18 protein-coding genes are annotated in these 21,504 nt (G+C 65.1%); 11 read left to right on the plus strand and 7 right to left on the minus strand.

Annotated elements, in window-relative coordinates; all coding sequences use genetic code 11:
• Positions 1 to 43: 43 nt before the first annotated feature.
• Entirely contained in the window at positions 44 to 2,206 is a 2,163-nt protein-coding gene (locus ASG27_RS07675) for a xanthine dehydrogenase family protein molybdopterin-binding subunit (protein WP_235504005.1), read from the plus strand.
• Positions 2,207 to 2,261: 55 nt separating this feature from the next.
• Complete coding sequence (locus tag ASG27_RS07680; RefSeq protein WP_056416491.1) at positions 2,262 to 3,182, plus strand: LysR substrate-binding domain-containing protein; 921 nt, start codon at positions 2,262 to 2,264, stop codon at positions 3,180 to 3,182.
• A 119-nt stretch (positions 3,183 to 3,301) separates the two neighbouring features.
• Here the strand turns inward: ASG27_RS07680 and ASG27_RS07685 are convergent, their stop codons facing one another.
• The gene (locus ASG27_RS07685; protein WP_056416496.1) at positions 3,302 to 3,703 is read right to left on the minus strand and encodes a hypothetical protein; all 402 of its coding nucleotides are present in this window, start codon (positions 3,701 to 3,703) and stop codon (positions 3,302 to 3,304) included.
• A 298-nt stretch (positions 3,704 to 4,001) separates the two neighbouring features.
• Between ASG27_RS07685 and ASG27_RS07690 the strand changes: the two genes are divergently transcribed.
• The 8 genes from ASG27_RS07690 (at position 4,002) to ASG27_RS27500 (ending at position 13,620) form a co-directional block, all read left to right on the plus strand.
• The gene (locus ASG27_RS07690; protein WP_056416498.1) at positions 4,002 to 4,622 is read left to right on the plus strand and encodes a hypothetical protein; all 621 of its coding nucleotides are present in this window, start codon (positions 4,002 to 4,004) and stop codon (positions 4,620 to 4,622) included.
• A 112-nt stretch (positions 4,623 to 4,734) separates the two neighbouring features.
• The gene (locus ASG27_RS07695; protein WP_056416501.1) at positions 4,735 to 5,352 is read left to right on the plus strand and encodes a hypothetical protein; all 618 of its coding nucleotides are present in this window, start codon (positions 4,735 to 4,737) and stop codon (positions 5,350 to 5,352) included.
• A gap of 89 nt (positions 5,353 to 5,441) precedes the next feature.
• A complete protein-coding gene (locus ASG27_RS07700; protein ID WP_235504011.1) occupies positions 5,442 to 8,414 on the plus strand; it encodes a hypothetical protein in 2,973 nt (990 codons plus the stop codon).
• Complete coding sequence (locus ASG27_RS07705; protein WP_056416507.1) at positions 8,411 to 9,043, plus strand: tail fiber protein; 633 nt, start codon at positions 8,411 to 8,413, stop codon at positions 9,041 to 9,043. Before ASG27_RS07700 ends, ASG27_RS07705 begins: the two co-directional genes overlap by 4 nt.
• 47 nt (positions 9,044 to 9,090) lie before the next feature.
• Complete coding sequence (locus ASG27_RS07710) at positions 9,091 to 10,467, plus strand: hypothetical protein (protein ID WP_056416509.1); 1,377 nt, start codon at positions 9,091 to 9,093, stop codon at positions 10,465 to 10,467.
• A gap of 28 nt (positions 10,468 to 10,495) precedes the next feature.
• Positions 10,496 to 11,332, plus strand: a complete 837-nt coding sequence (locus ASG27_RS07715) for an FkbM family methyltransferase (protein WP_235504006.1) — start codon at positions 10,496 to 10,498, stop codon at positions 11,330 to 11,332.
• Entirely contained in the window at positions 11,333 to 12,532 is a 1,200-nt protein-coding gene (locus ASG27_RS27495) for a hypothetical protein (RefSeq protein WP_235504007.1), read from the plus strand.
• A gap of 29 nt (positions 12,533 to 12,561) precedes the next feature.
• Complete coding sequence (locus ASG27_RS27500) at positions 12,562 to 13,620, plus strand: glycosyltransferase family 2 protein (protein ID WP_235504008.1); 1,059 nt, start codon at positions 12,562 to 12,564, stop codon at positions 13,618 to 13,620.
• 91 nt (positions 13,621 to 13,711) lie between these two features.
• Here ASG27_RS27500 and ASG27_RS07725 read toward each other — a convergent pair whose 3' ends face one another.
• Both ASG27_RS07725 and ASG27_RS07730 read right to left on the minus strand, forming a co-directional pair.
• Positions 13,712 to 15,217, minus strand: a complete 1,506-nt coding sequence (locus ASG27_RS07725) for a protein kinase domain-containing protein (RefSeq protein ID WP_056416516.1) — start codon at positions 15,215 to 15,217, stop codon at positions 13,712 to 13,714.
• A gap of 18 nt (positions 15,218 to 15,235) precedes the next feature.
• Positions 15,236 to 16,234, minus strand: coding sequence for an FHA domain-containing protein (locus ASG27_RS07730; RefSeq protein ID WP_056416546.1), 999 nt, complete (start codon positions 16,232 to 16,234; stop codon positions 15,236 to 15,238).
• Between the two features lie 446 nt (positions 16,235 to 16,680).
• On the opposite strand from ASG27_RS07730, the gene ASG27_RS07735 reads away from it, so the two are divergent.
• A complete protein-coding gene (locus ASG27_RS07735; RefSeq protein ID WP_056416521.1) occupies positions 16,681 to 17,319 on the plus strand; it encodes a glycoside hydrolase family 25 protein in 639 nt (212 codons plus the stop codon).
• Between the two features lie 134 nt (positions 17,320 to 17,453).
• Here ASG27_RS07735 and ASG27_RS07740 read toward each other — a convergent pair whose 3' ends face one another.
• From ASG27_RS07740 to fliP, 4 genes are all read right to left on the minus strand, one after another.
• Positions 17,454 to 17,951, minus strand: coding sequence for a hypothetical protein (locus tag ASG27_RS07740; RefSeq protein WP_156370576.1), 498 nt, complete (start codon positions 17,949 to 17,951; stop codon positions 17,454 to 17,456).
• Positions 17,952 to 18,091: 140 nt separating this feature from the next.
• Positions 18,092 to 19,318 (minus strand): tetratricopeptide repeat protein, encoded by a 1,227-nt coding sequence (locus tag ASG27_RS26590; RefSeq protein WP_156370574.1) that lies wholly within the window; start codon positions 19,316 to 19,318, stop codon positions 18,092 to 18,094.
• Positions 19,319 to 19,434: 116 nt separating this feature from the next.
• The gene (locus ASG27_RS07750) at positions 19,435 to 20,316 is read right to left on the minus strand and encodes a sigma-70 family RNA polymerase sigma factor (RefSeq protein WP_082485879.1); all 882 of its coding nucleotides are present in this window, start codon (positions 20,314 to 20,316) and stop codon (positions 19,435 to 19,437) included.
• Positions 20,274 to 20,987, minus strand: coding sequence for a flagellar type III secretion system pore protein FliP (gene fliP, locus ASG27_RS07755; protein WP_235504009.1), 714 nt, complete (start codon positions 20,985 to 20,987; stop codon positions 20,274 to 20,276). The genes ASG27_RS07750 and fliP overlap by 43 nt, the downstream gene beginning before the upstream one ends.
• Between the last annotated feature and the right edge of the window lie 517 nt (positions 20,988 to 21,504).

The raw sequence follows: 21,504 nt of genomic DNA on the forward strand, positions 1-21,504 counted from the left end.
CCCCTGCGAACGGTGGCGGCAGCCAGAAGACGCGGCAACACCCGTGCTGACCCGCCGCGTACTGCTGATGGCCGGAGGATCGCTGGCCCTGGGCGTGGCGCTGCCCGGGCGACCTGCAGGCCGGCACTCCGAGGCGCTGGCAGCCATGCAGGCCCCTGCGCCCTTCGAACCCAACGCGTTCATCCGCATCGGCACCGACGACAGCGTGACGCTGACGATGGCGCGCGTCGAGATGGGCCAAGGGATCTACACCGCGCTGTCGATGCTGATCGCCGAGGAACTGGAAGTGCCGCTCTCGCGCGTCACGCTGGCCCATGCCCCGCCGGACGCAGCCCGCTATGGCAACCCGCGTGCGGGCGGCGGTCAGATCACCGGCGGGTCCAACTCCATCATGGGCGCCTGGGAGCCGATGCGCGTGGCCGGCGCCACCGCGAGGGCCATGCTGGTGAGCGCCGCGGCCCAGGAATGGGGCGTGCCTGCGGCCGAATGCCAGGCGCACGGGGGCCAGGTCAGCCATCCGCCCAGCGGGCGCCGGCTTCGCTACGGCCAGCTGACCCGCAGCGCCGCACGTCTGCCCGTGCCGCAGCCGGTGGCGCTCAAGCCCCGGCACTTGTTCCGGTTGATTGGCAAACCCATCCCGCGCCTGGACGTGGCGGGCAAGGTCGACGGGTCGGCCACCTACGGCATCGATGTGCGCCTGCCCGGCATGCTCTACGCGGCGGTGGCGGCGTGCCCGGTATTCGGCGGCACGCTCGCCAGCGTGGGCGAAGCCCCAGCCCTGGCGGTGTCTGGCGTGCGCCAGGTGGTGCGAATCTCCAATGCCGTGGCCGTCATCGCCGTCCACTCCTGGGCGGCCAAGCAAGGGCTCGCGGCGCTGAAGATCGAGTGGGATCACGGCGCCGGGGCGGGCGTCTCCACCGCGCAGCTGCGCCAGGACCTGGAGCGACAGCTGGACCGCCAGGATGCCGCATCGGCGCTGTCGAAAGGCGACGTGCAAGCCGCCCTGGCAGGCGCCGCGTCGCGCCATTCGGCGGTCTACCACTCGCCGTTTCTGGCCCACGCGGCGATGGAGCCCGTCAACTGCACCGTGCACCTCACGCCGGACGGCTGCGACGTGTGGGTGGGAACGCAGGCGCCCATCCGCGCGCGCGATGCCGCAGTGAAGGCATCGGCGCTGCCGGCCGACAAGATCCGCATCCACAACCACCTGCTGGGCGGCGGCTTTGGACGCCGGCTGGAGGCGGACTATGTGGAGCAGTCCGTGGCGCTCGCGCGCACGGTGCAGGGCCCCGTGCAGTTCATCTGGTCGCGCGAGGAGGATATCCAGCACGACATCCTGCGGCCGATGTACGCCGACAGGTTGAGTGCGGCGCTGGACGCGCAGGGCCGGCCCACGGCCATCACCCATCGGGTAGTGGGATCGTCCATCCTCGCGCGGGTCGCTCCGGGCGCTGTTCGCAATGGCCTGGATGGCGATGCGGTGGAAGCAGGTCTTGGGCCCTACACATGGCCTGCTGCCCAGCTCGACTATGTGCGCCATGAGCCCATGCCGGGGTTGGCCACGGGCTGGTGGCGCGGGGTGGGGCCCACGCACAACTGCTTCGTGATCGAGAGCTTCGTGGATGAACTGGCCGCCCTGTCGCGCCAGGACCCCGTGGCCTACCGCCTGGCACTGCTGCCCCCAAAGTCCCGCGCGCGGGCCGTGCTGGAACTGGTGGCGCTGAAGTCGGGGTGGGCCATACCGTTGCCTGCAGCAAACGCCGAGGGCTCCCGCAGGGGCCGGGGCGTTGCAGTGCTGTCGGCATTTGGCAGCTTCATGGCCCAGGTGGCCGAAGTCACCGTGGACGCCGCAGGCGAGATTCGCGTGGACCGCGTGGTATGTGCCGTCGACTGCGGGATGGTCGTCAACCCGGACACCGTCCATGCGCAAGTGGACGGCAGCATCCAGTTTGGCGTGACGGCAGCGCTGTGGGGCGAGATCACGCTGCAGGGCGGCCGTGTGGAGCAGAGCAATTTCCACGACTACCGCGTGCTTCGGCTGTCCGAGGCACCGCAGGTGGATGTACACGTGCTGCAGAGCGACGAGCCGCCCGGAGGCATCGGGGAGCCGGGCACGTCCGCGGTGATCGCGGCGGTGGCCAATGCGGTGCACGCTGCCGTAGGGCACCGTGCGCGCAGTCTGCCCCTGCGGCCGGGCTCCGCTTGAGGTACCGTACTGCCCATCGATCCCGATTGCCTGCCCAGCCCCGGCAGCAGAGCCTATGAGCGACATCACCCTTGCAGCCTTGCAGGCCTTTCGGGCCGTGGCCCGATGCGGCAGCTTTACCGCTGCGGCCAGTGACTTGGCATGTTCACAATCCGCCATCAGCAGGCACATCGCGTCGCTGGAACGCAGTACGCAGCAGACGCTCGTCTTGCGGGGGCACCGGCGCGCAGAGCTGACGCCCGCAGGCGAGATCTACCTCGAGACGGTGCACCGTGCGCTGCAAGAGTTGGCGCGCGGCGCAGCGCAGCTGGCAAGCACCTCGGCCCTGAGATCGCGCACCGTCAAGATCCTGGCCATGCCGTCGTTTGCCTCCCGCTGGCTGATCCCGCGCCTGGCCCGGCTGCATGTGGCGGGGATCGATGCAGAGATCGACCTGGCCACTTCGATTTGGGATGCAGACTTTCGCAAGGAACGTTTCGATATCGGAATCCACTACGGCGATGGATCGCTGCCGGGATCCCACCTGCTCATGCACGACAGCCTGGTGCCGGTGATATCTGCACAGCTCGCGGCCGAACGGCCGATTCGCACGTTGGGCGACCTGCAGCGCTTTCCATGGCTGCACGACTCGCTGCGGGCCGGCAAGTGGCAGCAGTGGCTGTCTGCCTGCAACGCGACGCATCTGTCAGGCGCCAGGAACATGCGGTTGCAGGGCACGGAGACCACCCTGACGGCCGCTGTGGCCGCAGTAGGCATCGCCATAGGCCATGACACACTCATCGCGCACGACGTGATGCAGGGCAGACTGGTGGAGGCATGGCCCTTCTACCTGCCCATGGCGGCCGGATACCACCTCGTTGTGCCCCAACGCAGCAAAACCAGCCCCCACGTGAAAGCTGTGGTGGACTGGATGCTCAGCGAGGCCGGGTCCTTCCGCGACGCTGCGGGGTCCTGGCGCCGGCTTGCGGGTCTCTGAAGCGCAGGGATTCAGCGCAGTGGCGCGGCGTGTGGCACTGTGAACCAGCCGGGGCATCTGGCTCGCGCATGCCGGTGTGGTGCGGGGGCGCCAGATCGGCGGCCCACCCGCACAATCGTTCAGAACTTGGTGGCCTTGATGTCTGCCTTGGCCTTGTCGTAGTCGGCCTCGGCCTGCTTTTCACACGCGTTCTTGGCGTCGCCGGTCTGGTCGTCGCACTTTTCCTTGGCCACGTCATGCGCGCCCTCCGCCTTGGCCTCTGCCACCTTGCGGGCATGGGCGGGGCTGGGCTTGTACTGTTGCTCCAGCTCGGCCTTGGCAATCTTCTCCTTGGCTTCGGCCTCTTCCTCGCACACATCCTTGGCGTTGGCCTTCAGAGTGTCGCATTGCACCTTCTGCGATTTGTAGTCCGCTTCGATCTTGTTCTTTTCTGCCTTGTACTGGTCGCTTGTCAAAGCGTGTGCGCCCGTGGAGGCAAGAAACCCGGCAGCGATGGCCACGGCGATGAGGTTGGTTTTCATGGAATCTCCTTGAATGAAAGACAAAGCAATGTCGCCGCCTGGGGCACTGGCCCGCCGTAGGCCATGGTTGACGAAAAAGGTCGGCGGTGACCTGACAGCAGTCTCAGCTCGGTTGCCTCAATCCGTCCCCACTGCCGTCCCAACCCTTTTGCCTGACCCACGCGACGCGCGACCCAGCATCCCTTCGTTGTAATTGGCTGTAATCGCTTTGATCGCGGCCTCTGCCTACAGTCGCTTCACTGCCTGAGCAATGGCAGCAAGAAGCCCCCAGCGACAGGACATCAGGCAGGAGTTCCTCATGGATATCAAGCTGCGATTCATCAATCGATCTCTCGACGGCAACAGGTCGGAGGTGGTGATCTATCAGAAGAACCAGGCGCCCAACATGGCTTCGCTGGCCATGGCATGGAAGGTCATCCGCTTCTGCGGCCGTGATTGTTTTCATCCGTTTGCCTATCCGGTGGGCTTCGAGGTGTGTGTGGTCGACGGATACGGCAACTTCTCGCCCCGCGTTCGCGCTGACAACGGTCAGCTGCTCAAGCTGCAGTCGACCCCGTCAGGCTCTCGGCGCCTGGTGCGATCCGGCGCCGCCAGCGCCTCCAATGAAGTCGACGTGCTCAATGACCTGGACCAAGGCGCCATGAACGTCTGCGTCTTCAAGGACGGCCGCATGGTGGGTGCGAAGAACGCCGTGGTGCCCGGCCAGAAGGCGGTCTTCCAGTATCCGCCCGTGCTGTGGATCGGCGTGGCGTCCCAGATCGCACAGGGAGACGCGATCAGCTCCGCCGTGATGAGCAGTGCCGACACGGAGCTATCGCTGCTGGGTGTCGCCAGCGCAGACATCGTGATGTCCGGCGGCGGCCCGGGCGAGGGCTCGACCCCCTACGAATTCAACCTCGACAGCATCGTCCGGATCTGAACGCTGCGGCAGATCCGGGCACACAAGGTTCGCCTTGCCGGCCGAGAGGCCGTCGGGGCCAACAGGCAACGCGCGGTGTGTTGCCACCACTTCCACCAACAGGAGAAAACTCATGGGCGTACAACTGAATTTCATCAACAACTCCAACGACACCAACAACTCGGAGATCGTCGTCTTCCAAAAGAACGTGGCCACCGACTTCGACGAACTGGCGGTGGCCTGGCAGGTCATCAAATACTGCGGTCAGGGCGACAACCACCCGTTCACCTTCCCCATGACCATGCAGGTCGGGGCCAGCGACAGCTACGGCAACTACACGCCGCAGCTGGACGCGCAAAACGGCCAGCTGTTCCAGATGTCGCTGACCACTTCCGGCGACCGCCTGGTGGCCGCCGGCAGCGGCACCAGCTCCCGCGAGGTGCAGGTGCTCAATTCGCTGCCCAAGGGCGCGATCAATGCGAGCTGCTACAAGGACGGCAAGCTGCTGGCCACCAAGACCTCCATCGCCCCGCAGCAAAAGGCAGTGTTCGAGTTCAAGCCCACCATCTGGATCGGTGTGGCGTCGCAGGTGGTGCAGGGCCAGGTCATGAACTCGGCCATCATCTCCAACATCAACACCGAGCTGTCGCTGCTGGGCATCGCCAGCGCCGACATCGTGATGACCGGTGGTGGCCCTGGCGCCAACTCCACGCCGTTCGCGTTCAACCTCGAAAACATCGTGATGTGCTGAAGCCACGCGTCGGCGTGGGGCACCCGGGTGCCCTGCGCCGATGCAGGCGACGCAGGCGCGGCCCACCCAGGAGGCATCCCGTGAACGAAATGGTCAAAAGAAGATGGAGCGCCATGGATGGTCGCCTGGTCTTCGACATCACCATCAACCGCGCACCGCACGACGATGTTCCCTCCAGCGTCATCGTGTCCTGCAGTCCGGGCGATTCGCCCGGCCAGCAGGTCACCGTCACCGGTCAGTGGCCGTCCCAGCCTTTCGAGTTCAGGTTTCCCTCGGGCTGCTACGTGTCCGGCTACCTGCAGCAAAAGACCCCCGTGCACATCGACGGGGTCACCCACACGGCCATCTTTGCCGATATCCACTACGGCATGCGGGGGCGGTCGGACGACCACCACTTCGAGGGCATCATGGCCACGTGTCCCATGCGCGGCCCGATCCCGCCGCCAAGGCCCCAGCCCCCGGCGCCATCGCCATCGCCGGTCGAGCCCGACGGGCCGGACGATCCTGTCGAGCCCCTGCCGTTCATCGACGAGCACGCCGATGAACTCTTCCCATACGTGTATGTGCGCCGCTGGCCCCAGGTGACGGCGACCGACCTGCTGTACGGGTTCGTGCAGTACACCAGCGCCAGCCCTCCGTCCAGCAGCTTTGCCGACGATCTGGTGGCTGCGCGCAGCCAGGGCCGAATGGCCGCGCGGTCCCTGGCGCTGCAGTTCATCGACGGGGATGCGCCCTACCAGGGCGACTTCATCGCGGACCTGCATCCGCTGCCCGGGCCGGTGGGCGAGTTCGCCGCACTGCTGGCGCGGTTGCCGCCCCCCACAGGCGACACGCCGCGCGAATGGCTGGCCGCCGCACACGCACAGGTGACAGAACTGCTGCAGCGCCACGGGCTGAGCTGGGCCTACCTGGAATCGGCCAGCTACGCGCAGACCCTGGACCGTGTCTGGCAGAGCTACTTCGCGCTGGTGATCGTGCTGGGCTACGAGACGGCACTGCTCGCCGCATTGACCCGCACGCTGCAGATGGCCCATCTGCTGGCCGTGGCCTGGCCCTCGGGCGCGACCGAGGCGGTCGCGGCCAGCGGCACCCCGGCAACGCCGGCACTCCTGCAGCCCGCGCCTATCAACGCGGCCCAGCTGGTGGCGCTCTACAAGGCGACGGTGGTCCTGCCTGCCAACATCTTTCCGCTACCTGCGTGCCACGATGCCGCCAGCCCGCCACCTGGTGCATCTGGCGGGTGGATCGGGCCCTACGCGATCGGTGACCTGCAGATGGTGCGCCAGCGCCTGCTGCACTACCAGAGCGGCGAGATTGCACGCATTGAAAACGTGATGCGCGGTGAGCGGCGCGAGGTGACGCACAAACGCACCCACCGGCAGCACAGCGAGCAAAAGCAGACCCTGGCCGAGATGCAGACCCTGCAGAACGATGCCGCGGACGAACGCAGCAACCTGCAGGAAGAGTCTCGCAAGACCGTGGCCGAGGTCGCCGAGACCCAGCAGTACAACAAGTTCACGAGCAGCTACGGCCCTCCCACGCAGGCCACGCTGGATGGCTCGTGGACCCGCGCGCTGCAGCAAGGGGCCCAGCCCGGGCTGGATGACACCACACGCTTTGCGCGCGACATCCTGAACAAGACCGTCAACCGCATCAGCCGCAGTGTCAGCCACACGCGCTCGAGCAGCACCATGAGCCAGACCGATGACGCGGTGGTGAGCGTCGTCGACAACACCGCAGGCCCCCAGAGCATGCGGGCCGTGTTCCGCTGGGTGAACAAGGTGTACGAGGCCTGCGTGGTCAACTACGGCCAGCGGCTGATGATGGAATTCATGGTGTGCCAGCCTGGGTCCAGCCTCATCGCACAGGAACAGGCCCTCGCAGGCCAGGACTTCGCCAGGCCGCCGTCCCCGCAACAGCTGGGCGTGGCCACCTTCGAAGACATCCGGGTGGACGGGCCGCGCAGCTATGCGCAACTGGGCGCGTGCTACGGCGTACTGGATCTGGAGCCGCCACCGCCGGCGAAGCGCTGCGTGTGCGCCACGGTGCGCAGCGGGGAGAACAAGCAGCTGGCCGTTCCGGCGGGCTACTGCGCCACGGTGGCCTTTGTCGCCTGCATCGGTGCCTATCCGGGCCAGCCAGCGCCGATGGTGCTCGTGGGGCGGCACACCGTGAGCGCTGGCTCGGCGGCAGTTGCCGTTACGCTCGACGGCGAGGACGAGACCGTACCCGTGTCCGTGATGGACAGCCAACCACTGTTCTCGCCGCCGAGCGACAGCCTGGCGCAGGTCCATGTCGAGGTCACCTGCATTCCCTCCCCCCGGTGCATGGACCAGTGGCGCATTCGCACGTACGCCAGCATCGTCAAAGGGTACGAGGAGCGGCTGGCCGCGTACCGCGCCCGCTTCGGCCACGGGGGACCGGACGGCACGCCCCTGCGGTCGCCGCTGGCGCTGCGGCAACTCGAGCAGCGCGAACTGAAGAACGCGTGCCAGCGGCTGCTGCTCGATCGCATGCAGCGGCTGACCGGGCTGCCCACGCTGCCCGGGGCGGCGGAATACTGCGCGTATTCGTCGCCGCCCGGGTCGCCCTCCCCGTTCACCGTGGGCGAGCCGCGCTACCTGCAGTTCTTCGACGAAGTGCTCGAGTGGAACGAGATGGCCTACAGCTTCTACGGCGTGTCCGATGCGGTGGGGTCCCCGCCCGCCGCGCCAGAGCCGGGTAGCCCCACAGCGGGTGGTGATGCGCTGTTCATAAATTTCTTGCAGGCCGGCCAGGCGCGTGTGATGCTGCCCGTGCAGCCGGCACATGCCATGGCATTCCTGTATTTCTTCTCGAGCGGAATGCTCTGGAGCGGGCCCGACCCGCTGGCCCCTGCCAACGCCGGCGACCTGGCACTGGTCAATGACCTCAAGCACGCCGTGGGCCCCGCGCCAACACCGCCGCCGCACCGCGTGGGCCCGGCATGGCGGGTGGTGGTGCCCACGGCAATGCAGGTGCTGGATGAGCCGGATTCAACCCACGGAACGCGCTTGCCAGCGCTAGGAAGGAACACGCCATGATGGTGATGCCGGGGGCAGGCAGCCCCTTTTTTCAACGCCCAGGTTTTGGAGAACTGCCCGTGGGGGCGGTGTCCGCGTTTGCCGGCGCACTGGGAGCGCCCGACAGCAGCGGCACTCCCACCGCGGCTTCGCCAACGGCATTCACCACCCAGCCGCTGGAGGCGTGGGGGTGGATGTACTGCGATGGCCGGTCTCTGGCCTGCGCTGAATACCCCGAGCTGTTTGCCGTGCTGGGCTATGTGTACGGCGGCACCGGCGCGCAGTTCAACATTCCGGACTACCGCGGTTACTTCCTGCGGGGCGTGGGCACCGGCACCCAGAACGACCCCGACATCGCCAATCGCACAGCCCCGCCAGGTGGACAGGGCTCGAGCGACGGCGTCGGCTCGATCCAGTCCAGCGCGCTGCAGGCCCATGAGCACACCTACAGCAGTGCGCCAGCCCCATCGGCTCCATCACCCGACGGCACCGCCGCAGGTGCTCCCAGCGTGAAGAACACGCTGACCACCGGCGGCCCAGTCGCAGGCACGGGGCAGAGCACCGCAGTGCCAGTGAGCCTGAAGGAGACGCGCCCTCTCAACGTGTCCGTGAACTACATCATCAAGTTCACCTACGGACTGCGCCGCTGAGGGGCACCACCCGCCAAAGCTTTCAGACAACCACCAAGGAAAATCGCATGGCCTACACAAATGTCCAGTTCATCGGCTACGTGCTCGACACCGCGCCCCAGGTCCACCCCGATGGGTCACCGCAACATCGGGGATTGGGCGACGCTCGGCTCGATATCCAGGCGCGCTGCCAACTGATGGAGCGGGCGATGCAGACCGCCCGTGCCGCCCTGCCGCAGGCGTCGCCACCCGTGCCCGAGGGCGACACGCTGAAGGTCTTCATGGCCCCCGGGCTCTTTTTTTGCGGAGCGACCGGGGCCTACCCGATGGAGGAGGTGCAGCTGGCCATCACCTCGCTGCAGCGCATGGCGGCGGACGAGCAATGGGTCGACTGGGTTTTCGTCTTCGGCAGCATCCTGGGAAGCTCTTCCGCCATGCTGCCAACGACACCCTACGACATCGACCCGCTGGCCCCCCAAAGCACCTACAGCTTTTCGCTGGTGCAGCAAGGCGGCGTGGCCCCGCAGGGCGACGCCAGTGCACGCGCGCTGGCGAAGGCATTGGCCTCGGACGTTGAATGCATGGCCACGGCAGCGACCCCCAGCAGCCTGTTGGCGGGCACTGTGGCGCAGCGGCCTGCCGCCAGCAGCGGCAGCTGGGGGCGTGAGCAGCAGCGGGTCAACTACGACGGTGCTGGAGTGTTCGACCTGGCCGGCATCACCTGGGGGCTGGATGTGTGCCAGGGCCCCGGCGGCACCGCGCAGTGCCAGCCAAAGCCCCCGCAACTGCCAGGGCAGGCGCTGGTCCAGCTGCAGTTGGTGCCGTCGTGCGGCACGGGCATGGAGGCGCCCGGCGTCATCACGCAGATGGGCGGCCTGGTGTTCCACTGCGACGGCTCGGGCCCGGCAGGCCATTCGGCACTGGCACGGCAGGTTCCACCACTGGCCGACATACCGCTGTCCGCCAGCGCGCCGGTCAGCAACGCAGACATCGTGCTGCAGGGCACATCGCCGGTGCAGGACGTCGCCATCAGCGCGCTGTATGCCGGTGGCGCTGGCGTGGTCAACGTCTACCCCTCCACGGAGCTGCCGAAGCAGCAGGTGGTGGCGGGCAACACCATCCGGATGATCTGGCCGGCCAGTGCGGACTACCAGTTCATTTTTCAGCTGATCTACAGCAGCAGCGGACAGTTCGTGACGCTGGTCTGCGAGATCCGTAGCAGGAAGGCCAACTTCTACGGCAACGACTACTTTCTGCCGCTGTCCTTGCAGACGCAGGACTCTTCGAAGCAGTCCGTCCGCATCCAGATGAAGCTGACGCCAGCCAGCAGCCCCTATGCTGGCGCAGTGTGGTGCCAGATCAACGTGCCGGGATTCATCTTCGAAGGCCATGCCTTTGAATTCAGCGCCACCTACGACGGCCCGCCACCCTACACGGTCTGGTAACCGACGGTCAATGCGGAGCACGCCGACCATGAGCCCTGCACAGAACACGCGCCGCATCTCAGTGGGCGGGCGGATCTTCAATGTGCGTGCGGACGACGCACGCCAGCCATTCTGGGACCGGGTGCAAGCCCGCGCCTGGGAGCCGCACACCTTCGAGGTGCTGCGGCGGTTCCTGCAACCCGATGCCTGCTGCGTGGACCTGGGAGCCTGGATCGGTCCCACGGCACTGTACGCTGCGACGCTGTCGCGCTGCGTGCACGCGGTGGAACCCGATCCGGTCGCGTTCGCGGAGTTGAGCGGAAACGCCGACGCCAACCCCGCACTGCGCGGCAAGCTGCATCTGCACGCAGTCGGCATCGGTGCGCAGAGCGGTCCGATGCCACTGTACGCGGGCGGCTTGTACTACGGCGCGCAAAGCCAGTTCGGCGACAGCATGTCGGGGATGCTGGCCGCGCCAGGCGCCAGCGGTCAGCCCTGCCACGAAGCGCAGGGGGTGGACATGGAGCGCTACCTGCACGGGCACGCGGACGGCGATTGCAACTTCATCAAGATGGACATCGAAGGCGGTGAGTACACCGTGATTCCGGGCCTGTGGCGGCGCTTGGGCAGGTTCGGCCCGCCCACGCTGTATGCGTCCTTCCACGCTCCGGAGCCGGCCCGCAGGGAGTCCCTGATTCGCGCCTGCACCGAAGAGTTGCTCCTGTGCTATCCCCGCTTCTATGCCGCCGCCGATGCCAAGGCCATCGCACTGGAACGGCTGCTGGACTCGGTCACCGACTGGGCGGACGAAGGCCCAGCAAGCCCCTGGCGAAAGCTGGAGGCGGTGCTGGGCACGGGCCTGGTGGCCACCAGCGAGGAGTGGTGAATGCCAGCACCGCAAGAGCGCCAGATTCTCATCGGCGTGCATGTCACCGGCGAGGCCGACGGCCTGTGCGCCACGCTCTCGAGCATCTTCGAGAACACACCGCTGACCTTTGGGCTGCGACTGCTGCCCGATGACGACCACGTCTTGCAGGCGAAGGCAATGCAGGCCCTGCAGCCGGCACCGCCATCGCTGGTACAACTGCCCGCGCCCCGCCAGCCCGGGGCCGCAGCCTGCTTCAACCAGCTGGTCAGCGAGCCCGCAGACATCTATGTCTTTCTGGAAAGCGGCCTGCAGGTCTGCCCCGGCTGGCTGGAGCTGATGCTGGCTGCACTGGACGCCAACCCCAGCCGCGGGCTGGCGGGCCCGTCCACCAACCGGGGCTGGAACGAACAGGCCATCGCGCCCGGCTGCGCGGGCCACCCGCAAGCCCTGTGGGAGCAGGCCGATGCCTTGCTGGCCCGCTTCGGCGACGCGTGCGTGCCGCTGGCCCCCTTGCACAGCCTGGGTGATTTTTGCTACGTGGTGAAGAACGAGGTGGTCGCAGCGATCGGCGCTGCCGATACCGCATACACCCAGGGGCCGTGCTGGGAGATGGACTACAACATCCGCGCGGCCCGCGCCGGCTTCGAGGGGGTGTGGGTCAAGGCGGCATTCGTGCACCGGGGGGCCCGGTGCGCCCAGGTGGCCGGCACGCACGATGGCTTGCTCGAGACCAACAAGCGGCTGTACCAGGACCGGTTCTGCGCGCTGCGCACCGCAAGCCGCCGCGAAGCGGCGGCCTACCACGGCCACTGCGCGGGAGAGGCATGCCGCCACTTCGCGGTGCCCGAGCAGACGCGCCTGTTCATCGCCCTGCCCGCTCCCGGCCAGCGGGCTCATGCACACCCCGTGACCCCGGCACCGCCCGTGGCCACCGGCTCGCCGTTGATGAGTTGCATCATGCCCACGCGGGGGCGCGCCGCCTTTGTCGCGCAGTCCATCCGGTACTTCCAGCGGCAGGACTATCCGGCACTCGAGCTCATCATCGTGTACGAGACCGATGCCGATCTGCCCGCTGGTATCGACGACCCACGCATCCGGTGCATCCGCACGCCCACGCACACCAGCATCGGTGCCAAGCGCAATGAAGCGGTGCGGTTGCCAGGGGCGAACTCATCGCGCACTGGGACGACGACGACTGGTATGGCGCGCAGCGCCTGAGCCGCCAGGCGGCCCCCATCCTGCACAACGTGGCGGACATCACGGGGCTCAACGACATGCTGTTCATGGCCCGGCCACAGGCCGAATTCTGGGCCTGCAGCCGCGCACTGTTTCGGCAGATGTTCCTCGAGAACGTCAGCGGCGGCACCCTGGTCTTCAGGCGCAGCCTGTGGGAGCGGCACGGCCAGTACCCCCACACCTCGCTCAGGGAGGATGCGGATTTCCTGCAGAAAACCCTGCGCGGCGGGGCGCGGCTGTGCCGCATTGCGGGCCGGTCGCTGTGCGTCTATGTGCGCCACGATGGCAACACCTGGAAGTTCAAGGAAGGCCATTACCTGCAGCAGGCGGCGTGGCGCAGAGTTCCCCTGCCGGAGTGCCTGACCGATGATGGCGACTTCTATTTTCACCCCCAAACCTCAGACCTACAGGCCGTCTCCATGCCAATGGTTTCCTGCATCATGCCCACCGCGGACCGGCGCGATTTTGTGCCACAGGCGATCGGCCAGTTCCTCGCGCAGGACTACGGGCCACGCGAGCTGATCGTGCTCGACGACGGGCGCGACAGCGTGGCAGACCTCATCCCTGCGCACGAGAACATCCGCTATCTGCGGCTGGACCGCAAATCCACGCTCGGCACCAAGCGCAATCTCGCTTGCGAGCTGGCGCGTGGGGATCTGATTGCGCATTGGGATGACGACGACTGGAGAGCCCCCGGCTGGCTCAGCTCGCAGGTCCGCACCCTGCAGTCCCAACAGGCCGATATCTGCGGGCTGGACAAGGTCTTCTTCTATGCCCCCGAAGCGCGCAGCGCCTGGCAGTACGTGTACGACGGCCGCACGCCCTGGGTGTGTGGCGGCACGCTGTGCTACCGCCGGGATTTCTGGCGCAGCGCCCCATTTGCGGACATCGACGTGGGCGAAGACAACGCGTTCGTCTGGTCGGTGCGTGCCAAACGCATTGCCACCAACCCTGAACAGCAGCTGTACGTGGCCTGGGTGCACGCACGCAACACCAGCCCCAAGGACACCACCAACCGACGCTGGCACCGCTATCCGGTGGAACAGATCGAACAGCTGATGCGTACCTGATCCACCGATCCATCGATCCACACGGTGCGCCGCTCCTTGCATTGCGCCATCCGCTGATGCGTTGGGAATGACGCGGCAAGCCGCGTGCCGTTCACGGATGCGCGGCTTGCGGGGCGAGCCGGTACACCGGCTCGGGCTCCGGGGGCCGCACTGGCCCCATGCCGGTATAGGCCTCCGAGTGCACGCTGCCCGCCAGTTCGCTGTGGGCCCGGTGGCTCAGCACGACCGTGCCCGGGCCTGCCAGGCTGTTCAGGTACAGCGTCACATTGGCCGCCTGGCGGCCATCCGGCGAGGCTCCGGACGGCTTGGGTGCCGCCGTGTGCATGCCCCCGGATATCTCCAGCCGCACGCCGTGCTGCACCTCCAGCAGGCGGCTTCGGCGCTGCACACGAATGCAAAGGTCCTGGGCGAGCGCTGCGGCCCGCTGCAGGTTCTCTGCACTGCTGGGCCCCTGGTCGAAGTGGAACAGCATGCAGTCGCCCAGCGTTCCCGCATCATGGCCCTGGCCGGACTGCACGGCGCTGGCACACCAGCGCAGCTGCTGCTCGCGGATCTCCTGCAGGTCGGACAGCTCCAGCGACGCATCCCGGGCCGGATACAGCCGCAGCGTAAGGCTCAGGATGGCGCGCGATGGCGTGCCCCTGGCCTGCTCTTGCGCCAGCAGCAGGGGGTCGATCGTGGAGTTCCTGCGCGCACCCGGCAACGCCATCGCGGGCAAAAGCGCTGGCGGGCCCGGCGGGGCCGCGCGCATCTGCGCCAGGCATTGAGCAAGCTCTGCGTACAGCCGGGCGGCGTCGGCCGCGCGCAGGTGGACGTTCTTGTGCAAAGCCCGCAGCAGCAGCGGGGCCAGCGGGCTGCGCAACACGTCGTCGGGCAATGCGATGGGCGATGGGCTCAGCTGCTGCCGCAGCACTTCGGTCACGCCGGCCCCCTGGACGCAGGGCCTGGCACACAGGCATTCCACAAAGATCAAGGCCCAGGCGTAGAGGTCGGTGGCGGGCACGCAGGCGTCGCCCCGCAACTGCTCCGGCGCGCAGTAGGCCGGCGTCCCTTCCGCACCCGCTGCGAACTGCGGCGCTCCGTGGTGGCTGGCCAGCCCGAAGTCCAGCACCTTGGCATGCAACGTGACCCCGGTGGCCACGACCATCACGTTCTCGGGTTTCAGGTCGCGGTGCACGATGTGGCGCACATGCAGGAAGCTCAGGGCATCCAGCAGTTGCGCCATGAGCGCCGCGGCATCCGGCAAGGGGAACCTGCCGTGGCGCTGCAGGAGGTCGCGCAGCGTCTCTCCCGGAACGTACTCCAGGACCGCGAACGGAAACCCTCCATCGGCCATGCCCTTGTCCAGCAGCCGCACCACGTGGGCGTGCTGCAGCAGAGCCAGCACCCGGGTTTCCTGGTGCAGCCGCTGGTGCACACGGCGCCGCGCAGCCGGGTCGCGCGCGGCACCGGCACCTGGAACCTTGATTGCCACGAGTTGCCCGGTGCTGCGTTGCCGGGCCTTGAAGACCTGGCCCGATGCGCCCTGTCCCAGCAAACCCAGCACCTGATAGCCAGGCATGCCCACGGGAAAACCGTGCGCGGGCACGGGCGTCATATCGATCGGGAGGCAGGGTCAGGCAGCGAGCTTTTCTTCAGCGTGGATCTGGCCGCTCAGCGACAGCGGATCGAAGTCGGCTTCGAGCTGGCTCCCGCGCATGATGCAAAACCGCAGGCTGCCGAAACGCAGCGATCCCCGGCGGCGTTCGACCAGTTCGGGCACATGGGAGTCCGCCGGCATCGCCAGGGCCAATTGCTTGCGCATGCGGAACACCTGAATGTTCAGATGCCCGGGCTCCACCCCCAGCATCTTGGCCAGGCGATCCAGTTCGACCCATCCGTGGGCCTGACTGTCCGGATGCCGCTGCGCATCCGCCCAGCGCAGGCGTGCCAGTGTCAGCAGCGCATAGTGGTGCGTGCGTTCTCCGAGATCGAATGTCCGGTCCCGCTCCTGCACCTCCAATCGCACGTGCTCTTCATCCAGGCTGACATGGAAACGCAAGGCCGTGCGCGGACGCACGAAGGGGATGGCAGTCGCCATCGACTCCATCGTGGAGGAGACTTCGGCGGCCGCTGCAATGAAGCACCAGGCCCGGTTGGAGAAGCGGACTTCATCACCGTCCTCCAGCGTCCAGCTGCCATGCGGGTTGGTGCAGATCCACTGGCCCTGTTCAGTGCAGTGGATGGACACTTCGGCGCCCTGCCCTTGCGGCAGCAGGTTGGACCGCTGCAGCGGTATGGGGGCGCCGTCGTGCCCCAGGGGCCACAGCAGGTTTCCGGGCGGTGACAAGTCTTCCACCACCCAGGCAGCGCCCGGACTGCGGCCAAAGCACACGGTGCTTCCTACGCGCAGCACCTGGGTGTCGGCGTGCGACATGGAGGTGCCGTCGATCAAGGTGCCGTTGCGGCTGTGGTCGCGCAGCTCCCACACCGTGCCCGTCCAGCGGATGGAGGCATGCAGTTGTGACGCGTCCGGGCTGTCCAGCAATGTGTCGGACGAACGGCCCCGCCCGAACACATGGAGCGTCCGCAAATGGATCTTGCGCTGCGTAGCGCTATTTTTCAGGATTGCCATCAGTTCGCCCCTCATTGGTTCTGCTTCACATCGGCACCACGGCTCCTCGTCTGCGCAGGCGCATGTGGAGCAATGTGGCATGCCGCCGATACCGTTCCGCAGGGCTCTCCACCAGCGGGAAAGGGGGCCTGGAGCCCCCGGTCGCGCGCGCGGGTGAATGAACAGCCATGGCAGGTACCGCCGATGCGTGTGAAGTGTGGAAGTCCGCGCCACGCCTCGCAACTCACAAACTTGGTAGGTCGTTTTTCGGAACCTGTGCAGCTATCGTCGAAGCAAAAGGCGCGCGTGCTCGCTGGCAATGCCCCGAAATCGCCAAGCTGGCACGCATCCCAGACACTGGGGGCAGCGCGCGGCGCGTGCCACCCGCACTGACAGTCCCGCAAGGAAAAAAACCATGCACAAAAAGACCCGTCCACCAAGCAACTTTTGCCTCGGGGCATGACGTGATGACCTTACAAACCCGTGGCATCGACGTCAGCCACTACCAAGGCATGGTCCAGTGGCGCAGCGTGGCCGGCAGCGGCATGGCCTTTTGCTTCATCAAGGCTACCCAGGGCATCGCCTTTGTAGACCCGTACTTCCAGACCAACTGGTCGGGTAGCGAGGCCGCAGGGCTGCTCAGGGGCGCCTACCATTTCGGCCAAGCGAGCACCGACGCCACTGCACAGGCGCAGTTCTTCTATGACACCGTGAGGGCAGATGCGACGCTGGGACCGCAGGACCTGCCGCCCGTTCTGGACCTGGAAACGCTGGATGGACAAAGCCCGGAAGACACCCTGCAATGGACCCTGCAGTTCCTGGCACGGACCGACGCCCTCTTCGGCCGTCAGACGGTGCTCTACACCGACGCTGGCTTCTGGCAACAACTTTGTGCGTTGCCCGGCTGCGAGGTGCTGGCGTCCCGCCCGCTGTGGCTGGCCGCCTATTCGGCCACGCCCCGCATACCGCCGCCATGGAACGCGTGGACCTTCTGGCAGTACAGCGACGGCACTTCCAACGGAGGCACCCCGGTCCCCGGTGTCACCGGACCTGTCGACCAGGACTGGTTCGCAGGGTCGGTCACGCAGTTGGCGGCCCTGGCATGAAATCTTGAGGGGGAGTGCCTGCGCATCGGCCCCTGCGTTGCGACAAGGTGGCCCCGCGAAGGGCACGCCCTTTTGCCGCAGGGGGGCTGCTCGCGCTGGGCCCAGGCTGATCGACGTCTGGATCGGCCTCGCCGCTACTGCGCTTTTTCCAGTGTCAGCACCACAGAGCCGAACCCCGAGCCCAGCGTTGCAGTGAAGCTGGTTTGCGCCTTGTCGCTCATCCGCATGAAGTAGCCGTCCTTGCCTTTCAACCCGCACACGGTGGTGCCACTTTTCTTGGCTTCGGCTATCGCGTCGTTGTCGTTGCCCGTCAACATCTTCCACAAAGCATCGGGATCGATGGGCGCCAGTGACTCCACGTTCGGCTTGCCGGTGTCGTCCGGAAAAGCCTTGCCGTCCGGCCCGACGAATGAGAAGGCATAGCGCTTGCCGTCGCGCGAGATCCGGATGCGATCCTCGTCATCGGACTTGCTGCTCCCCCGCGCGGTGCGCTTTTCCACGATCTTGAAATCGCCCAGCATGGCGGCATCACAGGCCGCGGCGTTCTTGTCCTGGGCGTATAGGGGGCTCGACATCAGAAGACACGCAGTGATCGCAGCAAGGCGGTAAATGGATTGAGTGGCCAGAAGCACCATGGATTCCTTACTGAAACTGCACCGTGAGGCGCAGAAAAAAATGCGCCTTTGCAACCGGTCGCAGTGATGGCTGTGCGGAAGTTGTATTCGTGGCCACCGTTGACCTTACCACTGCAAATCCCCGTAAAACCTAGAGGCTAATCGGCCCGCGCGTTCACACTCCGAGCCATCGCCGATTGGAGCGCACCACTCCAGATACTCCCTCCTCCCAACGGGGCGGCCTGATCGCTCAGCAGGCGCTGGGCCAACTGTTCGAAGGCTTGAGGGTTGCTGATTTCACCTCGGAGAATGGCCTGCGCAAAGCGCCCGCTGAGATTTGCGGGATCGAGGCGAAGTGCTCGCTCAGCGTGCTCAGTAGCGCCTCGCAAGTTGTTCTCCAAAGCAAGTACCACCGCCAAACCACCATGGCTTTCCGAAAAATTGCGGTCTAGGGCGAGAGCAGCTTCAAAAGCGCTTCGCGCTGATTCCAGTTGGTGCTGTATCAGCCTGGACCAACCTAGTCCATGCCAAGTACCAATGTGCTCCGGCATCGTTTGGATCGCTGTTTGAAAATGCTGGCTGGCCAGTGCTGCCTCGCCAGCCAACAGTTCCGCGAAAGCACAAGTCGACCAGGAGCGACCATCGGCAGGATTCATTTGCAAAGCAGCCAGAGACAGTTCCCGGGCCCTAGCCGCATCACGTCTTGCCAAAGCGAGGGAGGCCTGGGCAATGAGTGCCTCCATGGGTCGCTTGCTCTGCCCGACGTGAACAAGTGCCGCTTCTGACCACTCGCCAGCGAGGTCAAACCGCTGAGAATCCAGCGCGATCAAGCTTGCGATGCCGCTGACATCAGGGTCAAGGCGGTGCTCGGGACTCAAATGAAGCACCCATTGAACCGCGCGATCCAACTCTCCCGACTGGTGCAAGGCACGCAGCCAAAGCTTGGTCAGGGGCAGCGAAAATCCCGGTGCGGCATCAGTATCCATACGCGATTGCAGACGAGCAATGCACTGCACATACTGGTTTGACTGAAAATCAAGAAGTGCGAGGTTGTGCAATACAGCATCTGCCAAGCCAGGAGGCGGCGAGGCCAGGGATTCCAGCTTGTGCAAAACATTCAGAGCTTCATCAGACTTACCTTGTGCAAGCCAAAAATCGGCCTCTCGCAACGACCATGCCAAAGATCCAGGGTTCAGCGCCAGAGCATGTTGCATATGAAACTGTGCTCTATCCCACTGGCGCGCGATCAACGCTGTTTCAAACGCCTCCGCCAGCAACGAGGCATTGCCGGGATCGTCACGCAGGTACGCCTCCAAGCGATCCAGGCGACGCACAACCTCTACAGAGGCGGATTTCTGAGCAGCAATGATAGATTCGTAGTTCATGATTGAAGAAAGGTCAGTCAGTTGCTGGAGCCTCGTCAGACAACTCATTCATCCTAATTCAGCGGTGCGCGCTAGGGATTGACGAGGCAGTCTCGCTGCTGAGGCAAGTTCGCGCGTTAGAGGAAAACATCCCCCCCCGGTCGCTGCGACAGAAGATGCCTGAGGTGGGCCAGTGCTTTGCGATGAATTTGAGAAACACGACTTCGAGAAATGCCCAGCAATTGGCTAATCTCCTCGAATGCAAGGCCCTGGTGGTAGTGATAGCGGATAACTCGGCGTTCAGGCTGCGCGAGGTTGCCGATAGCGGTGTGCAAGGTTTCTTCCAGTTGAAGCGCTTCGCTCTTTTTAAAGTAATCGACCTCGGGCGAAGCCACTACCGAAGCGTCCTCTGGCGAGGCAAACATTCTGGTGCCCTCCAGCATGACCCCTAAAGCCAAGCCAATTCCGACTTCGGCCATGTAGCTGAGCAGTGGATTGGGCAGATCACCCGAAAGACTGCCGGCAGTCTCTCCCAATGAAGATTGCGGAGCATCTTTGAGCGAATCGAGGCGCTCCTTTCGAAGGCGCTGTTGGGCTGCAATTTGCTGATTCTTCTCGGTTTGCCTCTCAAGTCCACTAAGGATGGCGCCTCGAATCCTGTGGGTTGCGTAGGCCTTGAAATGCACTCCTGCGTCTGGGTTGAATCGCGCGATGGCTTCGAGCAAACCGACACAGGCCAATTGATGATAGTCCGCGAACTCCACCTCGTCATGAAACCGCCCTTTGTACGCTACCGCGGCCACCATGCGTGCATAGGGAGTGAAAAGGCTGACCAGTGCTTCCCGGGCGCTCAGGTCTCCGTCCCCGTGCCAACGCTGCCACAAACCTGACTCTGAGATGCCTATGTCAGAGCCATCTGAGAAGTTGCACTCGAAAGGGTCTTTCGTTCCCTCCATACCCATGCTTCGCTCACTATCTAGCGAAAGCTGCCAACCAAGGCCTTGAGCAAGAGACTCCATCCATCGATCAGGATGAACATCAAGATCTTGATGGGCAACGCAATGGTGGTTGGCGGCATCATCATCATGCCGAGCGTCATCAGAACACTGGAGACGATCAAGTCGATGAGCAGAAAGGGCAGAAACACCACGAAGCCAATTTGAAACGCGGCACGCAACTCAGACAGCATGAATGCAGGAATCAGCTGAACATTGCTGATGTCTTCCATAGACTCTGGTGGTTTTGACTTGGACAATTCAATCATCAAAGCCAGATCCTGTTCCCGTGTCTGGCGAACCATGAACTCCCTCAGCGGAGCAACTCCCTTCGTATAGCCCGCTTCAAAACCTATGGCGCCAGCCATGAACGGCTGAAACGCTTCCTTGTTGACCCGCTCGATCACTGGCGACATGGTGAACATCGTCAAAAAAAGTGCGAGACCGATCAGTACTGTATTTGGGGGCGTCTCGTTCATGCCAATTGCATGGCGCAGCATGGACAAGACGATGATGATCCGCAAGAACGCCGTCACGCAGACCAACAAGGCAGGCAAAACAGCCAGCACTGTCAGCCCGAGCACGATGCGCAGAGCTTGAGAAGTCTCCGCCGCCACTGGCGGGAGCGCCCCTTTGGTCTGTGCATGTACGAGGCCCGTGAGGAGCACAGAACAAGCGATACCCAGCGCTGCCACGTACCTCGTTGACCGGGAGCGGGACACCTTTGACAGAAAGGATCCAGGATCTCTCATCGTGTGGCTTTCTCGGTGTCGCCGGACATTCCAGAGACTTCGCCACTGGTTCCCACCGTTGGTGCCTCACTCAGTACCCGTATGGATTGATCGCAGCATCCGATAAGCAAACGGCGGCCTTGCCATTGCACATCGTGCAGGCTATGGGTCGGCGTCAGTCGAGTGCTTACCACGACCAAGGGTGTGGAAGCTGATCTGCCTTGCAAACGACTCAACCAGTTGACGGCCGGTGGAGCGCCTTGCGAATCATTCCGCCCAGTCCTTGTCTTGCGCAGCCTTGCCCAAAAGGAAAGCACAAGCACCACGACGAGAATCAGTGCCCCCACCCAGGCGAGTTCGCTGCCAGCGGCCGAATGCCCGACTGTTGATTTCCATGCAACCGTAACCCACCATTTCCATCTCGATCTGACCCACCCTGGTTCGTGAGCTTCACGCTCACGTTGTGGATAAGTTCTTGGCT

Source organism: Acidovorax sp. Leaf191 (assembly GCF_001424425.1).
Taxonomy (GTDB): Bacteria; Pseudomonadota; Gammaproteobacteria; order Burkholderiales; family Burkholderiaceae_C; genus Acidovorax.